27 protein-coding genes are annotated in these 22,506 nt (G+C 31.5%); 25 read left to right on the top strand and 2 right to left on the bottom strand.

Translation table 11 applies throughout. From position 1 onward, the window contains the following. Positions 1-5: 5 nt before the first annotated feature. From CRN98_RS06440 to rho, 5 genes are all read left to right on the top strand, one after another. On the top strand, positions 6-986 hold the full coding sequence (locus CRN98_RS06440) for a DUF814 domain-containing protein (RefSeq protein WP_097026601.1): 981 nt from the start codon (positions 6-8) through the stop codon (positions 984-986). Between the two features lie 36 nt (positions 987-1,022). Beyond that, positions 1,023-1,445: a YwiB family protein gene (locus CRN98_RS06435; protein ID WP_097026600.1), complete on the top strand. Its 423-nt coding sequence runs from the start codon at positions 1,023-1,025 to the stop codon at positions 1,443-1,445. A gap of 108 nt (positions 1,446-1,553) precedes the next feature. Further along, a complete protein-coding gene (locus tag CRN98_RS06430) occupies positions 1,554-1,859 on the top strand; it encodes a ribose-5-phosphate isomerase (RefSeq protein WP_097026599.1) in 306 nt (101 codons plus the stop codon). 91 nt (positions 1,860-1,950) lie between these two features. Then, positions 1,951-2,292, top strand: coding sequence for a hypothetical protein (locus CRN98_RS06425; protein ID WP_097026598.1), 342 nt, complete (start codon positions 1,951-1,953; stop codon positions 2,290-2,292). 187 nt (positions 2,293-2,479) lie between these two features. Next, on the top strand, positions 2,480-3,871 hold the full coding sequence (rho, locus tag CRN98_RS06420) for a transcription termination factor Rho (protein ID WP_423237089.1): 1,392 nt from the start codon (positions 2,480-2,482) through the stop codon (positions 3,869-3,871). A gap of 42 nt (positions 3,872-3,913) precedes the next feature. Here rho and rpmE read toward each other — a convergent pair whose 3' ends face one another. Continuing rightward, the gene (gene rpmE, locus CRN98_RS06415; protein ID WP_097026596.1) at positions 3,914-4,126 is read right to left on the bottom strand and encodes a 50S ribosomal protein L31; all 213 of its coding nucleotides are present in this window, start codon (positions 4,124-4,126) and stop codon (positions 3,914-3,916) included. 168 nt (positions 4,127-4,294) lie between these two features. Between rpmE and CRN98_RS06410 the strand changes: the two genes are divergently transcribed. From CRN98_RS06410 to mreB, 20 genes are all read left to right on the top strand, one after another. Further along, positions 4,295-4,876 carry a thymidine kinase gene (locus CRN98_RS06410; protein ID WP_097026595.1) on the top strand — a complete coding sequence of 194 codons (582 nt, stop codon included), beginning with the start codon at positions 4,295-4,297 and terminating at the stop codon, positions 4,874-4,876. Between the two features lie 4 nt (positions 4,877-4,880). Then, complete coding sequence (locus CRN98_RS06405) at positions 4,881-5,813, top strand: DUF1385 domain-containing protein (protein ID WP_097026594.1); 933 nt, start codon at positions 4,881-4,883, stop codon at positions 5,811-5,813. Beyond that, a complete protein-coding gene (prmC, locus tag CRN98_RS06400) occupies positions 5,814-6,689 on the top strand; it encodes a peptide chain release factor N(5)-glutamine methyltransferase (RefSeq protein WP_097026593.1) in 876 nt (291 codons plus the stop codon). A 93-nt stretch (positions 6,690-6,782) separates the two neighbouring features. Further along, on the top strand, positions 6,783-7,856 hold the full coding sequence (gene prfA / locus CRN98_RS06395; protein ID WP_097026592.1) for a peptide chain release factor 1: 1,074 nt from the start codon (positions 6,783-6,785) through the stop codon (positions 7,854-7,856). 25 nt (positions 7,857-7,881) lie between these two features. Then, on the top strand, positions 7,882-8,484 hold the full coding sequence (locus CRN98_RS06390) for a hypothetical protein (RefSeq protein ID WP_097026591.1): 603 nt from the start codon (positions 7,882-7,884) through the stop codon (positions 8,482-8,484). Positions 8,485-8,528: 44 nt separating this feature from the next. After that, the gene (locus tag CRN98_RS06385) at positions 8,529-9,269 is read left to right on the top strand and encodes a ZIP family metal transporter (protein WP_341455787.1); all 741 of its coding nucleotides are present in this window, start codon (positions 8,529-8,531) and stop codon (positions 9,267-9,269) included. 35 nt (positions 9,270-9,304) lie between these two features. Continuing rightward, positions 9,305-10,357, top strand: a complete 1,053-nt coding sequence (locus tag CRN98_RS06380; protein WP_097026589.1) for an L-threonylcarbamoyladenylate synthase — start codon at positions 9,305-9,307, stop codon at positions 10,355-10,357. An 80-nt stretch (positions 10,358-10,437) separates the two neighbouring features. Then, positions 10,438-10,887, top strand: a complete 450-nt coding sequence (locus CRN98_RS06375) for a low molecular weight protein arginine phosphatase (RefSeq protein ID WP_097026588.1) — start codon at positions 10,438-10,440, stop codon at positions 10,885-10,887. A 69-nt stretch (positions 10,888-10,956) separates the two neighbouring features. Further along, entirely contained in the window at positions 10,957-11,406 is a 450-nt protein-coding gene (gene rpiB, locus CRN98_RS06370) for a ribose 5-phosphate isomerase B (RefSeq protein ID WP_097026587.1), read from the top strand. Positions 11,407-11,427: 21 nt separating this feature from the next. Further along, a complete protein-coding gene (gene upp / locus CRN98_RS06365) occupies positions 11,428-12,057 on the top strand; it encodes a uracil phosphoribosyltransferase (RefSeq protein WP_097026586.1) in 630 nt (209 codons plus the stop codon). Positions 12,058-12,171: 114 nt separating this feature from the next. After that, positions 12,172-12,660 carry a deoxycytidylate deaminase gene (locus tag CRN98_RS06360; RefSeq protein ID WP_097026585.1) on the top strand — a complete coding sequence of 163 codons (489 nt, stop codon included), beginning with the start codon at positions 12,172-12,174 and terminating at the stop codon, positions 12,658-12,660. A gap of 14 nt (positions 12,661-12,674) precedes the next feature. Next, positions 12,675-13,709: a glycosyltransferase family 4 protein gene (locus tag CRN98_RS06355; protein WP_097026584.1), complete on the top strand. Its 1,035-nt coding sequence runs from the start codon at positions 12,675-12,677 to the stop codon at positions 13,707-13,709. A gap of 18 nt (positions 13,710-13,727) precedes the next feature. Further along, entirely contained in the window at positions 13,728-14,882 is a 1,155-nt protein-coding gene (gene wecB, locus CRN98_RS06350) for a non-hydrolyzing UDP-N-acetylglucosamine 2-epimerase (RefSeq protein ID WP_097026583.1), read from the top strand. A gap of 130 nt (positions 14,883-15,012) precedes the next feature. Then, positions 15,013-16,191: an acetyl-CoA C-acetyltransferase gene (locus CRN98_RS06345; RefSeq protein WP_097026582.1), complete on the top strand. Its 1,179-nt coding sequence runs from the start codon at positions 15,013-15,015 to the stop codon at positions 16,189-16,191. A gap of 219 nt (positions 16,192-16,410) precedes the next feature. Continuing rightward, a complete protein-coding gene (locus tag CRN98_RS06340) occupies positions 16,411-17,103 on the top strand; it encodes a YwmB family TATA-box binding protein (RefSeq protein WP_097026581.1) in 693 nt (230 codons plus the stop codon). A 20-nt stretch (positions 17,104-17,123) separates the two neighbouring features. Further along, positions 17,124-18,383: a UDP-N-acetylglucosamine 1-carboxyvinyltransferase gene (gene murA, locus CRN98_RS06335; RefSeq protein ID WP_097026580.1), complete on the top strand. Its 1,260-nt coding sequence runs from the start codon at positions 17,124-17,126 to the stop codon at positions 18,381-18,383. A 70-nt stretch (positions 18,384-18,453) separates the two neighbouring features. Next, positions 18,454-19,491, top strand: a complete 1,038-nt coding sequence (gene spoIID, locus CRN98_RS06330) for a stage II sporulation protein D (RefSeq protein WP_097026579.1) — start codon at positions 18,454-18,456, stop codon at positions 19,489-19,491. Positions 19,492-19,629: 138 nt separating this feature from the next. Further along, positions 19,630-20,358 carry a M23 family metallopeptidase gene (locus tag CRN98_RS06325; RefSeq protein WP_097026578.1) on the top strand — a complete coding sequence of 243 codons (729 nt, stop codon included), beginning with the start codon at positions 19,630-19,632 and terminating at the stop codon, positions 20,356-20,358. Between the two features lie 107 nt (positions 20,359-20,465). Then, positions 20,466-20,720, top strand: coding sequence for a sporulation transcriptional regulator SpoIIID (spoIIID, locus tag CRN98_RS06320; RefSeq protein WP_035304740.1), 255 nt, complete (start codon positions 20,466-20,468; stop codon positions 20,718-20,720). A 96-nt stretch (positions 20,721-20,816) separates the two neighbouring features. Next, positions 20,817-21,848 carry a rod shape-determining protein gene (gene mreB / locus CRN98_RS06315; RefSeq protein ID WP_097026577.1) on the top strand — a complete coding sequence of 344 codons (1,032 nt, stop codon included), beginning with the start codon at positions 20,817-20,819 and terminating at the stop codon, positions 21,846-21,848. Between the two features lie 70 nt (positions 21,849-21,918). Here the strand turns inward: mreB and yyaC are convergent, their stop codons facing one another. Next, a complete protein-coding gene (gene yyaC, locus CRN98_RS06310) occupies positions 21,919-22,470 on the bottom strand; it encodes a spore protease YyaC (protein WP_097026576.1) in 552 nt (183 codons plus the stop codon). Positions 22,471-22,506: the final 36 nt, after the last annotated feature.

Here is a 22,506-nt window from a genome sequence, read left to right as displayed (position 1 = left end):
TGAATATGACAAGGGCATTAGCAATGATGTCAGGTGGGTTGGATAGTACACTTGCTGCTAAATTAATGAAAGAACAAGGTATAGATGTAATAGGAATATGCTTTAGATCAAATTTTTTTAATGAAAAAAATGCTGTAAGAATGGCAGAACAAATAGAAATACCGTTACATGTAGTAGACTTTTCTGATGATCACTTAAGAATAGTAAAAAATCCTAAACATGGTTATGGAAAAAATATGAATCCATGCGTAGACTGTCATGCTTTAATGATGACTTATTCTGGAAAGCTTTTGGAAGAACTTAATGCAGATTTTATAATAACAGGAGAGGTATTAAATCAAAGACCTATGTCTCAAAATCGTTCTGCATTAGATATAGTAAAAAATGAGTCAGGATATAGTGACAAGATATTAAGACCTTTATGTGCTAAAAATTTACCTCCAACAGAAATGGAGTTAAGTGGGTTAGTGGATAGGGAAAAACTCTTAGATATATCAGGTAGAACTAGGAAAGTTCAAATGGAGTTAGCTGAAAAATGGGGCATAGTTGATTATCCATCTCCTGCTGGAGGATGTAAATTAACAGAACCTAACTATTCTAAGAGATTAAAGGAATTACTAGAACATAATAAAGAGCCCAATTCATCGGAATTATATCTTTTGAGAATAGGCAGACACTTTAGAGTTACTCCTAATTGTAAAATAATATCTACTAGAACATTAGAAGAAGCAAACTCTATAAAAGAATATTTAAATTGTGAAGATTTAATATTTTTTGCTGAAGATTATAATGGATCTATGGTAGTACTTATTGGAAAACCTACTGATGAAGATATAGAGATGGCAGCTAAAATAACTGCAAGATACTCTAAGGGAAAAGATAATCCTAATGTGGTAATAAAGTATGGTAATTTTTCTAGGGAATTAAATAATCATATAACTGTTACTCCAGCTACTGATGAAGAAATAAATAAGTATATAATATAAGTTCTGTAATAGTTAGATGAAGAGGTGGTCGTTCTAATGCTAAAGGAAGTACTTATTACTGTTAAAAGTACTCAAGATAATGATGAAAAAAATTCTATTGAAGTAATTTCTGTAGGGAAGTTTGTTAAGATGGAAGGACTTTATCGTGTAGTATATGAAGAAACTCAAATATCTGGTATGGAAGGTACTACTACTCATTTTAAGATTTATCCTGATGAAAAAAGGATGATTCTTTTAAGAATGGGAAGTACAGATGCTAAAATGGAGTTTGAAAATAGAAAAAAACATGTATGTCTCTATGATACTCCCTATGGTGTTTTGGAAATTGCTATAACAACCAATGATCTAAAGATAGATATAAATGATGATGGAGGAAAGATTCGTGTAGATTATGAAATGAGTGTATCAGGTCAAAAGCCTGTTCGCACTATTTTGTCCATAGATATAAGACCTCAATAGGGTATCCTATTGAGGTCTTTTTTATAGATTATAATAAAATGAAGTTTAAAAATAAAAAAAGTGGGCATTAATGTAAGTAAATATTTAAGGAAGGTAGTTGAATATAATATGAATTATTTTTTTGATAGACATAATAGATATAAAAATATAATAGAGTTTTTATGCCAATATAAGGGTGTAAGTGAAGGGGAGCTTTTTAAAATACTAGAAGATGAAGATTGTAAATACTTATTAGCCTTGCTATTGAAAAAGTATGAATGTTTAAATCAACAAGAATTTCATGAAAACTTTCCTTCAAGCAAAGTAGACTTTAAGGAATACATGAAAAATGCAGAGGAAAAGATGCTTTTTAATAAAAGAATAAGGGACATGTATTTTGAAGCAGAGGAGCTGTTAGATAAGAAAGTGAAATAGTAATATACTAAAAAGAGGAAATTCATAATATTTATAGAAATGTTATAAATACTATAACTCTAGTTATTTTAAAATTTTTGGAGATGAAAAAATGATAAATTCAAATATTACTATAGCTTTAAAAAATCATATGATTAAATATGAGATAAGGAAAGTCTCTATATTTAAATTAAGCTCCTTAAAATATGAAATTAACTCTATCAAAAATGTAATTATTGAAAATAGGCAAGTATGTTTAGAAATTGTGTGTCCACTCTGTGGGCAAAATCATAAATATGAATATAGCATTCAAGAAGTTTTAAATTCTAAACTAATAGTAGGTGGATGTAAAGAAATTTACATACCATTATTTTATATAGGAGATCAGGAGAAAGTCCTAGAAAAGGTTAAATTATTTAATAGTACTAATAATAAGGTTTATGCATTATTATAAAGCTATTTAAATGCCTCTATGATAATATTATCGCTTAAAATTTTTCTGGATAAAGTTTGTAAAATAGGTTATAATGTTATCGCATATATCCCTTCGAAGAGTTTCTTTTATTTTCCCAGAGGATTTATTATATATAACTTAATATCGCAGGAGGTGTTATTTTTTGTTAAATGTGGAATTAGACAATATGACTGTAAACGAATTAAAGTCTATTGCCAAGGAATTAGGCATAAAAAATATATCTAAATTAAAAAAGTCAGAACTTATAGAGGAGATTAAGAAGGTATCTCCTATGCATATAGAAAAGAACGGGGTAGTATTAAGAGAAAAAATAAGTCCTAAAAATACAGTAGAAGTTAAACATGAGCCAGCACCGGAGCAAGAAAAAGAGTACATAAAGCCACAGGAAGTAAGCCCTGAGGAGAAAAAAGAAAAGCTTAAAGAAATGATAAATGAATCAGATACAGCTAAAGGTGTATTAGAGATAATAGAAAATAATAACTACGGATTTTTAAGAGGAAAAAATTATTTAACAGGACCAGATGACATATATGTATCACCATCTCAAATAAGAAGATTTAATTTAAAAACTGGTGACGAAGTACAAGGTAAAGTCAGAATTCCTAAGGAAGGAGAAAAGTTTAAGGCCTTATTATATGTGGAAAAAGTAAATGGGGAAAATCCTGAAAGAGCAGTTAGAAGAAAACCTTTTGAATTATTAACTCCTATTTATCCAAATAAAAGAATAAAACTTGAAACTATAAAAGAAGACCTTTCAGCAAGGCTTATGGATATAATATGTCCTATAGGAAAGGGTCAAAGAGGAATTATTGTAGCTCCTCCTAAGGCTGGTAAGACTACTCTTCTTAAAAAAATTGCTCAAAGCATTTCTACTAATCATCCTGAATCCAAACTTATAGTATTGCTTATTGATGAAAGACCAGAAGAAGTTACTGATATGCAAAGATCTATAAATGGAGAAGTTATATATTCTACCTTTGACGAAGAACCAGAACATCATACAAAGGTGGCATATATGGTTCTAGAAAGAGCTAAGAGAATGGTAGAACAAGGACAAGACGTAATTATACTTTTAGATAGTATAACAAGACTATCAAGAGCATATAACTTGACAATTACTCCAACGGGAAGAACACTTTCAGGTGGGCTTGATCCAGGAGCTTTAATAATGCCTAAAAAATTCTTTGGTGCCGCAAGAAATATAGAAGAAGGCGGAAGCTTAACTATACTTGCTACAGCTTTAGTTGAAACTGGAAGCAGAATGGATGATATGATATTTGAAGAATTTAAGGGTACTGGTAATATGGAGGTTCACTTAGATAGAAAGCTTCAAGAAAGAAGAATATTCCCAGCTATAGATATTTACAAATCTGGAACAAGAAAAGAAGATTTACTTTTAACAGAAGTAGAATATGATGCATCATTTAACATAAGAAAAATGTTATATACTGAAAGTAACACTCAAAATGTAACAGAACAATTAATCAGTATGTTATTTAAAACTAAAAACAATGCTGAATTTTTAAATATAATAGGTAAGGAAAAATTAAATAAATAAAAAAATAAACCCGAATTTATTCGGGTTTATTTATTATAAAAATTATTCTTCGTTCTTTAAGTTGAATTTCTTCATGAACTTATCAACTCTTCCGCCAGCATCAACGATCTTCTGCTTGCCAGTGAAGAATGGATGGCATTTAGAACATATTTCAACCTTTAGTTCTTTATTAGTAGAACCAGTTGTAAAAGTGTTTCCACATGCACACTTAACTACTGCATCATGATGGTAGTCTGGATGTATGCCTTCTCTCATGTTTTTCACCTCTCTCGTGAATTCTAGACTTTATCGTCCGAATTTTTAACTACTAAATTATAACACAGTGTTTGTTTACAAGTCAATAATATTTAATTATTTCCTCTTTATTATATTATGCTTCTCTGTTACAATTATATTTGTTTATTAAAGACTGGGGGGATTTCTATGTATGGACCAAAAAATCATGGCTGGATAGAGCTAATTATAGGACCGATGTATAGTGGTAAATCAGAAGAACTTATAAGAAGAATACGAAGAGCTAAGATTGCTAAGCAAAAGGTTCAGGTCTTTAAGCCTGAAATTGATAATAGATACAGTAAAGAAGATGTAGTTTCTCATTGTGGAGATAAAGAAGATGCTATACCTGTAACAGTTAGTAATCAAATAATCGAATTGATTGATGAAGATGTTCAAGTAATAGCTATAGACGAGATTCAATTTTTTGATGAAAATATAGTAAAGGTAGTAAATTACTTAGCTGATAGGGATAAAAGAATAATTTGTGCAGGTCTTGATATGGATTTTAGAGGAGAACCTTTTGGGCCTATTCCAAAACTTATGGCCGTTGCAGAATTTGTAGATAAAATTCAAGCTATATGTATGAAATGTGGGAATCCAGCTACTAGAACTCAAAGACTTATAAATGGTAAGCCAGCAAGTTATGATGAACCTATAGTTCTTGTAGGAGCTAAGGAGTCTTATGAAGCTAGATGCAGAAAATGTCACGTTGTTTTAGAAGAGAGGTGAAGCAATGAAGAAGAAATGTACAGTAGGAGGACAAGCAGTCATTGAAGGTGTAATGATGAGAGGAAGTAAGGGTATTGCTACTGCTGTGAGAAAAGAAAACGGAGAGATAGAAGTAAACTTAGAAGAATTTGTACCTTATTCAAAAAGAAATAAGTTTTTTAGTATACCAGTTATAAGGGGATTTGTATCTCTAATAGAATCCTTGATAATAGGCATAAAAACCTTAAATTATTCAGCTTCATTTTTTGAAGAGGAAGAGGAAAACAAATCTACCTTTGATAAGTGGTTTGAAAATAAATTTAAAGAAAAAGGCGACAGTATAATAGCAAGTATAAGTCTTATTGTTTCGTTGATTTTTTCAGTTCTTTTATTTTTTATATTGCCTAATTTAATTGCAAGTGGATTTAAGCTTTTAGGAATAGAAAGTACAATTGTGTTAAATATAATAGAAGGAATAATAAGGGTAGGCATATTTTTAGCTTATTTATATATTATAGGGAAATTGGAGGATATAAAGAGGGTTTTTGAGTATCACGGAGCAGAGCATAAGACTATATTTTGCTATGAACATGATGATGAGCTTATAGCTGAAAAAGCAAAAAAATATCCTCGCTTTCATCCTCGCTGTGGAACTAATTTTATGTTTTTGGTAATGATAGTAAGTATAATATTATTTTCAGCAGTGGGTTGGAATTCTTGGTGGGAAAATGTGCTTTGGAGAATAGCGTTACTGCCATTTGTATCAGGGATAACTTATGAGCTTATAAAGTGGCTAGGAAAGAGCAAGAGTAATTTATCAAGCATTATAGCTTACCCAGGACTAATGCTTCAAAAATTAACTACTAGGGAGCCGGATTTAAGTCAATTAGAAGTAGCTATTAAGGCAATTAAATTAGCTGAAGGTATTGATGTGATGGAGAATGGAGAAAGTCAATAAATGGATACAAGGGAAGTTTACACAATAGGAAAAGTTTTAGAGTGTGGGTATAAAATTCTTAAGAAATCAAATAATGTTAGTTATATACTTGATTCTCAGCTTCTATTGAGTAAAATTATAAATAAAGATAAATTATTTATAATGGTTAACAGAGATTTTAAAATATCATCCAAGGAAGCTGAAGAATATTTTGAATTAATTAAGCTTAGAAAAAATAAAATGCCTATTAAGTATATATTAGGCTATACTGAATTTATGGGACTTAACTTTAAAGTTAAAGAGGGTGTACTTATTCCTCGTCCTGATACAGAGATATTAGTAGAAAATGTAATATCGATCATTAATAAAAATAACTATTTAGATATAGCAGATGTATGTTGTGGCAGTGGGGCTATAGGAGTGTCTATAGCTGTTTATTGTCCTAATACCAATGTAGACTGTTTTGACATTTCAAACACAGCTTATGAAGTTGCTAAGGAAAATGCAAGTCTTCAGGAAATAACGCATAGAGTAAAAGTATATAAAAGCGATTTACTTGAAGTGGCAATAAAAAATAGGTCTATGTATGATGTTATAGTTTCTAATCCTCCTTATATAAGAAAAGATGTTATCCCGAGCCTTATGGAAGATGTTAAAGATTATGAGCCATATGAAGCTTTAGATGGAGGAGAAGATGGACTTTATTTTTATAGAAGAATTGCATTGGAAAGTAAAGGAGTTTTGAAAAATCATGGACTTATTGCTCTAGAGATAGGACATGATCAACGAGAAGCTGTAACTGAAATTCTTAAAAATAGTGGTTTTCACACTATAGAATGCTATAAAGATTTAGCAGGGAATGATAGGGTAATAACAGCCTACTTAAATTATAAATAATGCATTAGGTGCCAAACAATATATTTGATTTAAGTGTATATATTGTGATATAATTGTTAGTTGTTAAAATATAATAACGGAGTGATAAAGTTTATGTTAGAAAGACTTGATTTTATAGAAAATAAATATGAAGAGTTATCCATAAAGATAAGTGACCCAAGCGTAATGACAAACCAAAAAGAGTGGCAGAAGCTTTGCAAAGAACATTCAGACTTAGAAGCAGTGGTTAATAAATATAAAGAGTATAAAAAAGTTATAGATGATATAAGTACAGATAAAGAAATGCTACAAGAAGAATCAGATAGGGAACTTAGAGAGATGCTACAGGAAGAATTAAAAGAGCTTTCCCAAAGGCAAGAAGATCTTGAACAAGAACTTAAAATATTAATGCTTCCTAAAGACCCTAACGATGATAAAAATGTATTTGTAGAAATAAGAGCTGGAGCTGGCGGTGAGGAAGCAGCTTTATTTGCTACAAATTTATTTAGAATGTACACAAGATATGCAGAAAGAGTTGGCTGGAGAATAGAACCTATGAGCGTTAATGAAACTGATTTAGGTGGACTTAAGGAAGTTGTATTTATGCTAAAGGGGAATGGTGCATATAGCAGATTAAAGTATGAAAGTGGAGCTCATAGAGTTCAAAGGGTTCCTGATACTGAATCAAGTGGAAGAATTCACACCTCAACAGCCACAGTTGCAGTTTTACCAGAAGTAGAAGATGTAGAAGTAGAGATAAATGCTAATGATCTAAGAATAGATGTATTTAGAGCATCAGGACATGGTGGACAGTGTGTTAATACTACGGATTCAGCAGTGAGAATTACTCATCTCCCTACAGGACTTGTAGTTTCTTGTCAAGATGAAAAATCACAGCTTAAAAACAAGGAAAAGGCTATGAAAGTATTAAAGTCCAGATTGTTTGATAGACTTCAAGCGGAAAGAAGTGCAGGCATTGCAGAAGATAGAAAAAGTCAAGTAGGTACTGGAGATAGAAGTGAAAGAATAAGAACCTATAACTATCCACAGGGAAGAGTTACTGATCATAGAATTGGAGTTACATTATATAGATTAGAATCTTTCTTGGATGGAGACATAGATGAAATCATAGATTCACTTATAACGGTTGAACAGGCAGAAAAGATGAAGGCTTTAGGTGGAAACTAATTATTAAAAGAGAGAGAGGGGCATTATGAATATAAATAAAGCCATTAGAAAGCAACAAAAGTCTTATAAAAGATTTATGCTTATAATGTGCTTTATTTTTTTTATAATCCCCGCTATACTGATTTATACTAAAAAACTGTCATTGTTTTATATTGTATATGCAGGTATAATACAGTTTTTAATTATAATATCCATGCTTGTAAAACAGCATAATGAGCATATTAAATTTGAAATTATAGAAAATTACAGGCTCTATATAGAATTAGGATTGTTTAAGAAAAAAATTAACATGCTATGCGATAAAATTGAAATAGTACATGCTGAAAATTTCAAAAGAAAGTCCGATGGAAAAGAAGATTTTGAAATTATAATGATTACCTCATCGAAATTTAGAAATGAATATGTAGTACCTGTTAATGCTAAGCTATTCAAGCTACATCCTTATGTAGCACACTGCTATAAAAAGAGAAAAGTGCTTCATCCTGAGAAGTCATATTTTTTTACAATTATAAAAAAGGGAAAACTTCATAAATATCTCCTTTTAGATATGATATACAAAAGATGTGTAAATGCAGAATTTACTTATGAAGCTATAGATAGAATAAAAGAATATAGGGAATCATTATAAATAGAATAAATAAAACCACAGTTAAATATATCTATATAGATAATATTTTTAAAAGGTGGTTTAAAGTGAATAACCTATATTTAATAATACTCATAGGAAGTATAGTGGCAGTAGCGGGTACTCTTATCGGGTCCTTTATAGCTATTTTTATAAGGAATCCTTCGAATAAAACATTAGGATGGCTTATAGGATTTTCTGGAGGATTAATGCTTGCTGTGGTAGTCTTTGATTTAATTCCAGAAGCACTAAGTAAGTGGAGCTTTGTATATACGATTATATGCTGTATTATGGGAATAATAACAGTAGCATTTATAGATAAAAAAACTGAGGAAAAGAAAATAGATAAGCACGCAAAAATAGCTTTCATTACGGCTATAGGGCTTATGATGCACAATTTACCTGAAGGAATTATAATGGGATGTGGTTTCGCTACAGGAGGATTACTGGGAATAAAAATGAGCATAATAATAGCGTTACATGATATTCCTGAGGGGCTAGCGGTTGCAGCACCGCTTATGGCTTCAAAAACTAAGGTGTTAAAAATAATTATATATACTTTCCTTACTGCAGTGCCTACTATATTTGGAAATTTCATCGGATTATACATAGGAAATATTTCTCAAAGTGCACTAGGAATAAGTTTGTCATTTGCTTCAGGAATAATGTTATATGTAGTATGTGGAGAAATGATACCAGAATCTAATAAGCTTTGGGAAGGAATAACTACTACATTTGGAACACTTTTAGGTATAATTGTAGGACTTGCTATAATCACGTTGTTGTAGTATCAGAACAATAACTTTAGAAGGAGATGTAATCTTTGAATACAAAGGTTGTAAAGTTAAATTACAATAATTTAGATAAGGAAGCAATAAAAGAAGCAGGATATGTTTTAAGAAATGGAGGCCTTGTGGCCTTTCCAACTGAAACTGTATATGGATTAGGAGCCAATGCTTTAGATGATAAAGCTGTAAAAAAAATATTTGATGCTAAAGGAAGACCGCAAGATAATCCTCTTATAGTACACATTGCAGAAATATCTGATATAGAGACCTTAGTACAGGAAGTTCCAGAGGTTGCTTTTAAGTTTATAAAAAAGTTTTGGCCAGGACCTTTAACAATAATATTACCTAAAAGTAACAAAATCCCTAATTCTACTAGTGCAGGACTTGATAGCATAGGAATAAGAATGCCGTCAAATGAAGTGGCCAGAGAAATAATAAAAGCATCAGGAGTGCCTATAGCAGCGCCTTCAGCTAATATTTCAGGAAGACCTAGTCCTACAGATTTAGAAAGGTGTGTAGAAGACTTAAATGGTAAAGTTGACTATATAATTGGAGGAGAAAAGTCCAATGTAGGTGTGGAATCTACTATTATAGATTGTACGGTGTATCCTCCATGTATATTAAGACCTGGTGGAGTTACGTTGGAAATGCTAAAGGAAGTAGAAAAAGAAGTTTATATAGATCCTGCTATAATGAAGAAACCTGAAGAAAAATTAAAACCTAAAGCTCCTGGGATGAAGTATAGACATTATGCGCCGAAGGCACCGGTAAAGGTTATACAAGGTGACTTAGATTTTACTATAACAAAGATTAATGAATTGATAAATAAGTATACCAAAGAAGGGAAAAATGTAGGAGTAATAGCTACAGATGAAACTTTAAATAAATATCATAATGCAATAGTGGAAACCTTGGGCAGCAGGAATAATATAAATATAATAGCACAAAATTTATTTGAGACATTAAGAAAGTTTGATGATAAAAATGTTGATGTGATTCTTTCCGAAGCATTTGAAGAAAAAGGAATGGGAATTGCTGTTATGAATAGGTTAAAAAAATCAGCAGGTTTTGATATAATATCTATATAAATTTATGTTCATATTGACATGGAGCTGGTATTAATATAAAATGATGAACTGATAGTTAAAGAAAAAGTAAGGAGGCAATTATGAAGGTTTTATTTATATGCACAGGTAATACTTGTAGAAGTTGTATGGCAGAAGCTATATTTAATCATTACTCAGAACAGTTGCATCAAGGATTGTCAGCAGGAGTAGCTGTAGTAAATGGTAGTAAGACCTCCTTAAATTCTTCAGCTATTGTTATGGAAAGTTTAAAAATTGATATAAGTGACAGAAAAGCAGTACAGCTCACAGAAGAACATATTAAAGATAGTAATCTTATACTTACTATGACGGAAAGTATATGTGATTATTTAAAAAGAGTTTATCCCAAATACCAAAATAGCATATATTCTTTAAATAGTTTTGTCGGCATAGAAGGTGAAATTTTAGACCCTTATGGTGGCACAATTTCTGTTTACAAAAATACATTTGAGCAATTAAAAAATAATATTATATTATTATTGAATAAATTAAAGGAAGATAAAGGTATCTAAAAATAGCTACTCCTATCTTCCTTTTTTGTGGGTAAACTAAGAATTATAATTATTTTTGGAGGTGTTTTTATGAAAATAGCATTAGGAAGTGATCATGCTGGATTTCCATTAAAAGAGGAAATAATAAAACATTTAAAAAGCAAGGGTATGGAGCTAACGGATTTTGGAACTTTTTCAGAGGAGTCTATTGATTATCCAGATTATGCCTTAAAGGTTGCAGAAGAAGTAGCTAACAACAATTTTGATTTTGGTATACTTGTATGTGGAACAGGAATAGGAATAAGTATTGCAGCTAATAAGGTTACTGGTATAAGAGCAGCGCTATGTTCAGATACATTTAGCGCGCATTCTTGTAGAGAACATAATAATGCTAATATACTAGCATTAGGACAAAGAGTAGTAGGTTTAGGGTTAGCACTTGATATAGTTGATACATTTTTAAGTGCCGGATTCCAAGGTGGAAGGCATCAAAATAGAATAGATAAAATTTCTGATATAGAAGCAAAATATAATAAATAGGAATTATAGGGAGGAATAATAATGAGTAAAGTAACACAAATAGCCCATCCATTAATATTACACAAACTTGCATTTATAAGAGACAAGAATACAGGTTCTAAGGATTTTAGAGAATTAGTAGAAGAAGTAGCAATGCTTATGGCTTATGAAGTAACAAGAGATCTTCAATTAAAGGAAGTAGAAATAGAAACACCTATATGTAGAACAAAATGTAAAGTATTATCAGGAAAAAAGGTTGCCATAGTTCCTATACTTAGAGCAGGTCTTGGTATGGTAGATGGTATGTTAAGACTTATTCCAGCAGCAAAGGTTGGACATATAGGATTATATAGAGATGAAGAAACACTTAAACCTGTAGAATATTTCTGCAAGCTTCCACAGGATATAGGAGAAAGAGATATAATAGTTACAGATCCTATGCTTGCTACAGGTGGATCTGCTATAGATGCTATAACTCTTCTTAAGGAAAAGGGAGCAAAAAATATGAAGCTTATGTGCCTTATAGCATCTCCAGAAGGAGTAAAAGCTGTTATGGACGTACATCCAGATGTGGATATATATGTAGCTGGAATAGATGAAAAATTAAATGAACAGGGATATATAGTACCAGGTCTAGGAGATGCAGGAGATAGATTGTTTGGAACTAAATAATATTAAGTCGGCTAATTTAAGCCGACTTTTAAATTACTTATACTTTTAATTAGCATTTTTTTAGTATAGAATAGTACATAGTAGTATTAAGTATTTGTACATAATGGAGGAACTATGGATAGAATAGATAAAAACAATTATTATCTTGATATATGTGAAACTGTACTAGAGAGGGGAACCTGTCTTAGAAGAAATTTTGCAGCTATAATAGTAAAAAATGATGAAATTATGTCAACTGGATATACTGGTGCTCCCCGTGGAAGAGTTAATTGTTGTGATCTAGGATATTGCAGAAGAGAACAACTTAATGTGCCTAGAGGTACAAGATATGAATTGTGTAGGTCTGTACATGCTGAGCAAAATGCTATAATTTCTGCAAGAAGACAGGATATGATAGGGTCTACTATGTACCTGGTAGGTAAGGAAGAAAAGACAGGAGAATTTGTAGAAAATGCATCTCCATGTTCTTTATGCAAAAGATTTATAATTAATTCAGGAATTGATAAAGTAGTAATACGAGATACTAAAGAAGAATTCAGAGAAATACTTGTAAATCAATGGATAGAAAATGATGATTCACTTGCAGGAGATGGATCATATTAAATGGGGAGATAAATATGGATAATATGCTTTTCTTAGGAGTGATTGCAGCGATCTTATCATTTCTTTTTACTCCTTTAATAAAAAGGTTAGCAATAAAAATAAATGCAATAGATGTACCTAAAGATGAAAGAAGAGTACACAAAAAGCCCACTCCGCTTTTAGGAGGATTAGCAATATATTTTTCTTTTATCATTACACTGATTTTAAAAGATGGACATTTAATTAAACAAGAAAAAGGAATAATTCTAGGGGCCACTATTATTGTTATAGGAGGATTTTTAGATGATAAATATGATTTAAAACCAATTATAAAGCTATTACTTCAAATAGGGGCAGCAATGTGTTTGATTTTATATGACATAAAGATAATATCTGTTACAGATCCTTTCTCAAGTTATGATTCTTATATAAATATAAGGTGGATTTCATTACCACTTACTATAATTTGGGTAGTAGGAATAACTAACGCCATTAATCTTATAGATGGATTAGATGGATTAGCAGCTGGAGTAGCATTGATTTCCACTGTGACATTGTTTATTATAGCTTTGCTGAATATAAGTACCAGAATGGAAGCCGCTATACTAACATCTGTACTTATTGGAGCTATAATGGGGTTTTTGCCATATAATTTTTATCCTGCATCTATATTTATGGGAGATACAGGAGCACAACTTTTAGGATTTCTATTAGGAGCCATATCTATAGAAGGTGCTATAAAGTCTGCAGCTGCCTTTGCTATATCAGTACCTATATTAGCACTGGGACTTCCTATATATGACACTTTATTTGCAATGATAAGAAGAAAAATAAATGGGAAGCCTATAATGGGAGCAGATAGGGGACATTTGCATCATAGATTGTTAGATATGGGATTAACTCAAAGGCAAGCAGTTATAATAATGTATCTTATAAGTACTGTTCTAGGAGCTTTTGCAATAATAGCTATGCAAATAAGTAGTGCAAATTCTTATTTCTTATTGGCATTAATAATGATTTTAATAGTTATTATTGCGTGGAAATTTGGATTTTTTCAACATAAAGAATGATTTTCTGGAGGTAAGGTAATGGAAAAAATTAAGATAATTACTATATTTGGAACCCGACCAGAGGCTATAAAAATGGCGCCGCTTGTAAAGGAACTAAAAAAGTATGATAAAGTTGAAAGTATAGTTTGTGTTACAGCACAGCATAGACAAATGCTTGATCAAGTGCTTGAATTATTTAATATAACTCCAGAGTATGATTTGGATATAATGCAAAGCAAGCAAAGTTTAACAGGGATTACAGTTAAGGTTTTACAAGGTTTAGAGGAAGTATTTGAAAAAGAAAAACCTGACTTAATATTAGTTCATGGTGATACAACAACCACCTTTGCAGGAGCACTCGCTGCATTTTATAAAAAGATAAAGGTAGGACATGTAGAAGCTGGACTTAGAACACATAACAAACACTTTCCATTTCCTGAGGAAATGAATAGAAAGCTTACTGGAGCTATATCAGACCTTAATTTTGCGCCTACTGAAAGTTCTAAGAATAACTTGCTTTTAGAAGGAGTAAAGGAAGAAGATATATATATTACAGGAAATACTGTAATAGATGCAATGAATGTTACAGTAGAAGACAATTATGTTTTTGAAAATAATGAACTAAATAATATAGATTATAAAAATAAAAAGGTCATAATGGTTACCGCTCATAGAAGAGAAAACTGGGGCCAGGGTATAGAAAATATTTGTAAATCTTTAAAAACATTAGTTGAAAGATATGAAGATGTGGAACTGGTATACCTTGTTCACTTAAATCCTATAGTAAAGGATGTAGTATACAAATACTTAGGAGGAATGGATAGAGTACACCTTCTTTCTCCTCTAGATACTAAGGAAACTCACAACTTAATGAACAGATGTTATATGATTATGACAGATTCAGGAGGACTTCAGGAAGAAGCTCCTCATTTAGGGAAGCCGGTATTAGTTCTAAGAGATGTAACAGAGAGGCCAGAAGCGGTAGATGTAGGTACTGTAAAACTTGTAGGAACAAATATAAATAACATATTAGAAAATGCAAAGGTTCTTATAGAGGATAGAAATTGCTATGAAAGAATGAGTAAGGCCATAAATCCTTATGGAGATGGCTTTGCATCGCAGAGAATAGTGGAAGCTATATTATATCATTTAAAAAAAGAAACGAAAAGACCAGAAGAATTTAAAGTAATGTAAACTTTGTGTTTTTTTTAACAAAATCTATTGATTAAATTTTAATTTATGGTTATAATGAAATTGTTGACAGAAAAATTTGTGAATTATAAAATAAATCTTAATGAAAATACATATTTTAGGAGGGTTACCAATGAAAGAAGTAGTTATAGTTAGTGCAGTTAGAACAGCATTAGGTTCTTTTGGTGGAGGATTAAAAGATGTTCCAGCAGTTGAGTTAGGCGCTACTGTTATAAAGGAAGCTGTAAAAAGAGCAGGAATAAAGCCAGAAGATGTACAAGAAGTTATAATGGGAAATGTTTTACAGGCAGGACTTGGACAAAATCCAGCTAGACAGGCAGTTATAAAATCGGGTCTTCCACAGGAAGTTCCAGCATTCTCAATAAACAAAGTTTGTGGTTCAGGATTAAGAGCAGTAAGCTTAGCAGCTCAAATGATAAAAGCAGGAGATGCTGACGTAATAATAGCTGGTGGTATGGAAAACATGTCTAGAGCTCCATATGTATTAAATGATGCAAGATGGGGACAAAGAATGGGAAATGGACAGTTAGTAGATGAAATGATAACTGATGGTTTATGGGATGCTTTTAATCAGTATCATATGGGAATGACAGCTGAAAACATAGCTGAAAAATGGGGATTAACTAGAGAAGAGCAAGATCAGTTTGCTTTAAGCTCACAGTTAAAAGCTGAAGCAGCTATAAAAGAAGGAAGATTCAAGGATGAAATAGTACCAGTTGTTATACCTCAGAGAAAGGGAGAGCCAAAAGTATTTGACACAGATGAATTCCCAAAATTTGGTTCAACTATAGAAAAATTAGGAAAATTAAGACCAGCATTTAGGAAAGATGGAACAGTTACAGCTGGTAATGCATCAGGTATAAATGATGGAGCAGCTGCATTTGTAGTAATGAGTGCTGAAAAAGCTCAGGAATTAGGATTAACTCCATTAGCTAAAATAACATCCTACGGTTCAGCAGGATTAGATCCAGCTATAATGGGATATGGTCCATTCCATGCAACAAAAGTAGCTTTAGAAAAAGCTAACGTAGCAGTTGAAGATTTAGACTTAATTGAAGCTAATGAAGCATTTGCTGCACAGAGCATAGCTGTTGCTAAAGATTTAGGATTTGACATGGAAAAAGTTAATGTAAATGGTGGAGCTATAGCATTAGGACATCCAATTGGAGCATCAGGTGCTAGAATACTTGTATCATTAATTCACGAAATGCAGAGAAGAGATGCTAAAAAAGGTTTAGCTACTTTATGCATAGGTGGCGGAATGGGAACAGCTTTAATAGTTGAAAGATAATATAATTTATTTTATATAAAGAGATTGAGTAAAATTACTCAATCTCTTTACTTTTTTGAATTTTATGTGTAAATCTTATTATATCTCTTATTGGTAACATTTTTTCTATAAAACTATATATTAGTAATATATTTATTGAATAAATAGCATGTATTTGTCCATAATTCAAATAGGTTCTTAAGATGAATTAAAAGGGGGAAGGCTCTTTAGGGCAAATATATGAAAAAGTTAAGATGGGTTATTGTGGTTATTATAATGTTGATAATGTGGGAATATAAATTTCCGATGTATTCTCAAGCAAATGAAAAAGTAGACATGTTTTCTGAAATAATTAGTAAAACTGGAACTGAAGTAATGGAGTATGGAGTACAGGTAAGCTTTTCTACAAAAGATCCTGGAGAAGAGGCATGCAAATCTATTCTGAAGAGGTTAAATTACGATAAAAATATTGAAATTAATATGGAAAAGAATAATGACAATTATTATATAGAGTTTTCAAACTCTATAGTTGAAGGATATATTCATAGTATAAATTCAGATAATGATAATATTATATCTATCAATATAAAAGAATATAGCCATGAAAATAAATTAACTGAGTTGAAAGCAAAAATTAAGGAATCTATTGGAGGTAATGAGGAAATAGTTTTTTTTGAATATATAAAAGGTAAAACTAATAATTCTAATATGAAAGAGTTGAATAAACAAGTTATAGGTATTCTGAAGTCTTTTAATACAAAAGGAATAAAAACAGTAGAAATAAATAATGGATTAAGTACTACAGCATATACTCACCAATATAATGAATTAAATGTTGGAGGAGAGTTTATAGATTTTAATTATGCTTTATGTAATTATGATACAGGTAATTATATGATTTTAGCTACACCGGTTATATCTATAACTTATTAGTAATTTTATGGAGGATATACATGGATAGGATTATAATTAAAGGTGGAAAAACCTTGAAGGGGGAAGTTGAAATAAGTGCTGCAAAAAACTCAGTTCTTCCTATTATTGCAGCAAGTATATTAAGTGGAGATAAGTGTGTTATAGATAATGCTCCAATGCTTGAAGATGTTTTTGTTATAAGTGATATATTAAGATCTGTATCTGCAGATATTGATATAGATACAAGTAATAGAAAGATAATAATTGATACGAAATCTGTATGTGATGTTGAACCATGTAGTGAACTGGTAAAAAAACAGAGAGCTTCATTTTTAATAATGGGACCTATGATATCAAGATTCGGTAGAATTAGAGTATCCTTGCCAGGGGGATGTAATATAGGAACAAGACCTATAGATCTCCATCTAAAAGGGCTAAATGCTCTTGGAGCTGAAATTAACATAGGACATGGATATGTAGAGGCTATAGCTAAAAAGCTCATAGGAAAGAAAATTTATTTAGATTTCCCATCTGTGGGTGCTACTGAAAATATAATGATGGCGGCAGTGCTTGCTGAAGGGGAAACTACAATAGAAAATGCTGCAGAAGAACCTGAAATAGAGGATTTGGCAGATTTTTTAAATAAAATGGGAGCAAAAGTAATTGGAGCGGGAACGGATACAATAAAAATTGTGGGTGTAAAAGAACTAAAGGGAATAACTCATAGACCTATATATGACAGAATAGAAGCAGGAACATTTATGGTGGCAGCTGCAATTACTAAGAGTTTAATAAAGATAAAGGGTGCAAATGAGCAGCATTTGAGACCCGTAATAGCAAAGCTTATTGAAATGGGAGTTAAGATAGATATTAAAGGAGAAACTTTAATAATTGATGGAACTAATAATCTTAATGCTACAGACATAAAAACTATGCCTTATCCAGGATTTCCAACGGATATGCAATCCCAAATGATGTCTCTCTTATGTACCGTTGAAGGAACTAGTTTAATAGCAGAAACTATATTTGAAAACAGGTATATGCATGTTTCAGAAATGAAAAGAATGGGAGCAAACATAAAAGTAGATGGGAGAAGTGCTATTGTTCAAGGCGTTAATAAATTAACAGGGTGTGAAGTAAAAGCTACAGATTTAAGAGCAGGAGCAGCACTTGTTTTATGTGGGCTTGCAGCAGAAGGAATCACTAGTGTTACAGATGTATATCATATAGATAGGGGGTATGTAGATATAGAGAAGAAGCTAAAGTGTTTAGGTGCAGATATATTTAGACAAGAAAATTAAATAAAGGTAAGTTATAACTTATCTTCTGTTTTCATATATTTTTATATAAACATAAAAAGGAGAAATGCATATGAGAACAGAAGATGTTTTTTTATTTGTAAAGAGATTTTTAATTTTTATCTTAGCTAGTATAGTTTTTATTGTCATATTATCGCTACCTTTAGCAAGGGGTGGTAATAAGCTGCCTCAAGATAAGTTAAATAATATAACATATAATATGAAACATGATAATGTGGTAGTTATTAACGAAATTAAGGTGAAAGTATATAGAGATAAAACAAATAAGATAGAAGAAATGAATTTAGAGGATTATATTAAAGGAGTTGTAGCTTCAGAAATGCCAGCAGAATTTCATATAGAAGCACTGAAGGCTCAAACTGTAGCAGCAAGAACTTATGCAGTAACTCATATAAAGTCTCTTGGAGGTTCTGGATGTAGTAAGGATAAAAATGCAGACATTTGTGATACAGTACATTGTCAGGCGTTTATGAGTAAAAATGATAGAATGGCAGCATGGCCAAAAGATAAGAGTAACTATTATTGGAGTAAAATTGAAGAAGCTGTAAATTTAACTAAGGGACAAGTACTAAAATATAATGGAGAAGTGATAAAAGGTGCGTATTATTTTGCTATAAGCAGTGGAAAAACTGAGAATGTAAAGGATGTATTCTCAGCTGCACTGCCATATTTAAAGAGTGTTGAAAGTCCAGGGGAAGAGGTAGCACCTAAGTATAAATCTACTTCTGCATATAGTTATTCTAAGTTGGCAAGCATTATAAATGAATATTTCGATAAAAGTATAGTATCACCAAGCAATTTAAAAACCAATATAAAAATTAAAAGCAAAACTGAAGCGGGTGGAGTAAAAGAGATACAAATTGGAAGTAAAACTTTGAAAGGAAGCCAATTTAGAAGTATGCTAGGACTTAACTCTACTCATTTTAGTATTAATTTTGGTAAAAAAGATATACAAATAGTATGTACTGGTTATGGACATGGAGTAGGAATGAGTCAATGGGGGGCTAATATTTATGCTAAGGGTGGAAAAAGTTATAATCAAATATTAACACACTACTATCAAGGAGTAAAAATAGAACAAATAAATTAAAAATGTAGAGCTGTTTATTGACAGCTCTTTTTTTATGTCAAATGTTGTCACAAAAAATAGAAATAAATTGGAAATAAAATTATAATAAAATGTATTTTTTGATAATGTCTGGACAAACTAGAAATTGGAGGTGTTGATATGAAAAACAAAAACTTTAGTAAAATTTTCAACTTTTTTAAGAAGGAGGGATTTTACGTTGTACTGTTTTTATGCCTATGCATACTTGCTACAGTAGCTATTACAACCACAAGAGATAATAGGCAGGCTAAAATTGAACAAAATAAAACATCGGTGGTAGAGCAGGATAAGAAAAAGGATACAGCTCAGGTTGCTGAAAAACCTTATACAGATTATGACAATGCAGAACAAGTAAAGAAACCAAACAATACAGAAACAAAAGTAAATAAAGAGGTAAAAAATACTGAGAAAACTGCCACAGTATCTAAAACAGTAGATACTAAGTTTGGAAAACCTGTAGAAGGAATTATAGGAAGACAATATTCTGAAGAGCCTGTATTTTGGAAATCAACTAATAGCTACAGACCTAATTTTGGTATAGACATTAAATGTGAATTAGGAAAGCCTGTTGTAGCAGTGCTAGATGGAAAAGTTGAATCTGTAAAAAATGATACAGTAGATGGCATTCAGGTAATAGTAGATCATCAAAATGGATTAAAAACAGTATATTCAAATTTAGATTCAAAGGTAAGTATATCAGCAGGGAAAATGGTTAAAAAGGGAGATAAACTTGGAGTTGTAGGAAAAACAACTTTAAGAGCTATGTATGAAACCTATGGAGACCATTTGCATTTTGCGGTATTAAAAGATAAGGATTTTGTAAATCCAGATAAGTATATAAAATACTAAACTTTAGGCCATTTTTCGTTCATGTTACGAAAAATGGCCAGACAGATGTAATTTAAGTATATGAATAAGCATATTTATAAATATAGAAGGGTTAAGGAGGTACCACCTTGAAAGACTACATTGAAGAAAGAGTTCTTGAAGTAGCAAATTATATTATAAGTTCGAAAGCAACTATTAGAAAAACAGCTAAGGTATTTGGTGTTAGTAAAAGTACTATACACAAAGATATGACAGAAAGGTTACCTAAAATAAATCCTCAAATAGCAGAAGAAGCCAAAATTATTTTGGATTATAATAAAGCAGAAAGACATATAAGAGGTGGAAAAGCTACTAAAATGAAGTATAAAGCTATTGAAGGATAAAAGCATTCCTATTATAATAAAACTATGTCGTAAAATTATATAAAATTGCGTTTTTATTCCAAAAATGTTATGGAAAGAGTAGGTGGAGTAATAGGGATGTTTTTTAAAATGGGTACAGATATGGGTATAGACCTTGGTACAGCTACAGTACTGGTTTATGCAAAGAGTAGAGGAGTTATTTTGAAAGAGCCTTCAGTAGTAGCGATAGATAAAACTAATAATAGAGTTTTAGCTGTAGGGGAGGAAGCTAGACAAATGATTGGTAGAACCCCTGGTAATATTGTAGCTATTAGACCTTTGAAAGATGGTGTTATTTCTGATTATGACTTAACAGAAAAAATGTTAGAGCATTTTTTAAGAAAAGCCTGTGGAAAGAAGAAAATGGTTTCTCCACGAGTTGTGGTATGCATACCTTGTGAAGCTACAGGAGTAGAGAAAAGAGCTGTTATTGACGCTGCTAAGAATGCTGGATCAAAAAAGGTGTTTTTGATAGAAGAACCTTTAGCTGCAGCGATTGGGGCAGGTGTAGATATCACTAAGGCTAGTGGGAACATGGTAATAGATATAGGTGGGGGAACAACAGATGTTGCTGTCATCTCTCTTGGTGGAATAGTAGTAAGATCTTCTATAAAGGTTGCAGGAGATACTTTTGATGAAGCTATTATAAGATATGTAAGAAAGAAACATAAGCTCATGATAGGAGAAAGAACAGCTGAAGATTTGAAAATTAATATAGGGTCAGCATATGTAAGAGAAGAAGAAGTTAGTATGGAAATAAGAGGGAGAGACTTGGTGTCTGGTCTTCCTAAAAATATAAATATTTCCTCAGAAGAAATGAGGCAAGCCTTAAGTGAGCCTGTAAATTCTATAGCAGAATGTACACATTCAGTTTTAGAAAAAACCCCACCTGAATTAGCTGCAGATATAGCAGATAAAGGAATAGTTATGACTGGAGGGGGTGCCCTCTTAAATGGTCTTGATAAATTAATTCAAGAAGTTACAAAAGTACCAGTTTGTATCGTAGAGGATTCTGTTTCTTGTGTAGCAATGGGCACAGGTAGGGTTTTAGATTATTTGGACAAATTAGAGGGATCCTTTTCTGGAGAGGATATATCATTATTAGAATAATAAATTTTAGTGAAATAAAAGTATAATAAGTGCTTTCGTCTTATTAAATATAAGCGAAAGCACTTATTTTTTATACCAGGAAATCTTTGATATTTGATGGAGTGTTAGAGCTTAAATTATGAGCATGAGACAAAGCATCGCAGATTACTTTGGCCATGTTAAAGATTAAGCTAAGACGTATATTGTTATTATTAAATACATTTGCATCACTTGAGTCTACAATTCCTATTATAGAGGACTTTCCTACAAGGGGGAGGGTTTTACCAACGCCTTTTCCAGGATGAATTGGATAATCCCTAGCTTGTATTTCTCCTACATTATCTTCATCGCCAAGGCATGCATCGATGCCTATTATATTTGCATTAGGATGAAGCAAATTTATTTCGTATAACTTTCTATCTAAATTTAAAGCATGTATAGGATCAGATATGGTTCCAAATACTGGGAGAGGAAAATTTTTATCTTTAAGCATGGTGCCAACTAATGGGCCAAGGCAATCTCCTATACATCTATCTGTACCTACACATACTATTATAGTGTCTTCCATAATATAATCTTTTATAAACTCTCCAATTTTACAATATCCTAAAGAATCATTAAAATGAGTTCTAGCTTTATTCAATAGTTACACCTCCCTTAATAATTTATATGAGAGTTG

The organism is Clostridium peptidivorans (assembly GCF_900205925.1).
In the GTDB taxonomy this organism is placed as follows: Bacteria; Bacillota; Clostridia; order Clostridiales; family Clostridiaceae; genus Clostridium_AK; species Clostridium_AK peptidivorans.
This window is presented reverse-complemented; position numbering and strand designations above follow the sequence as displayed.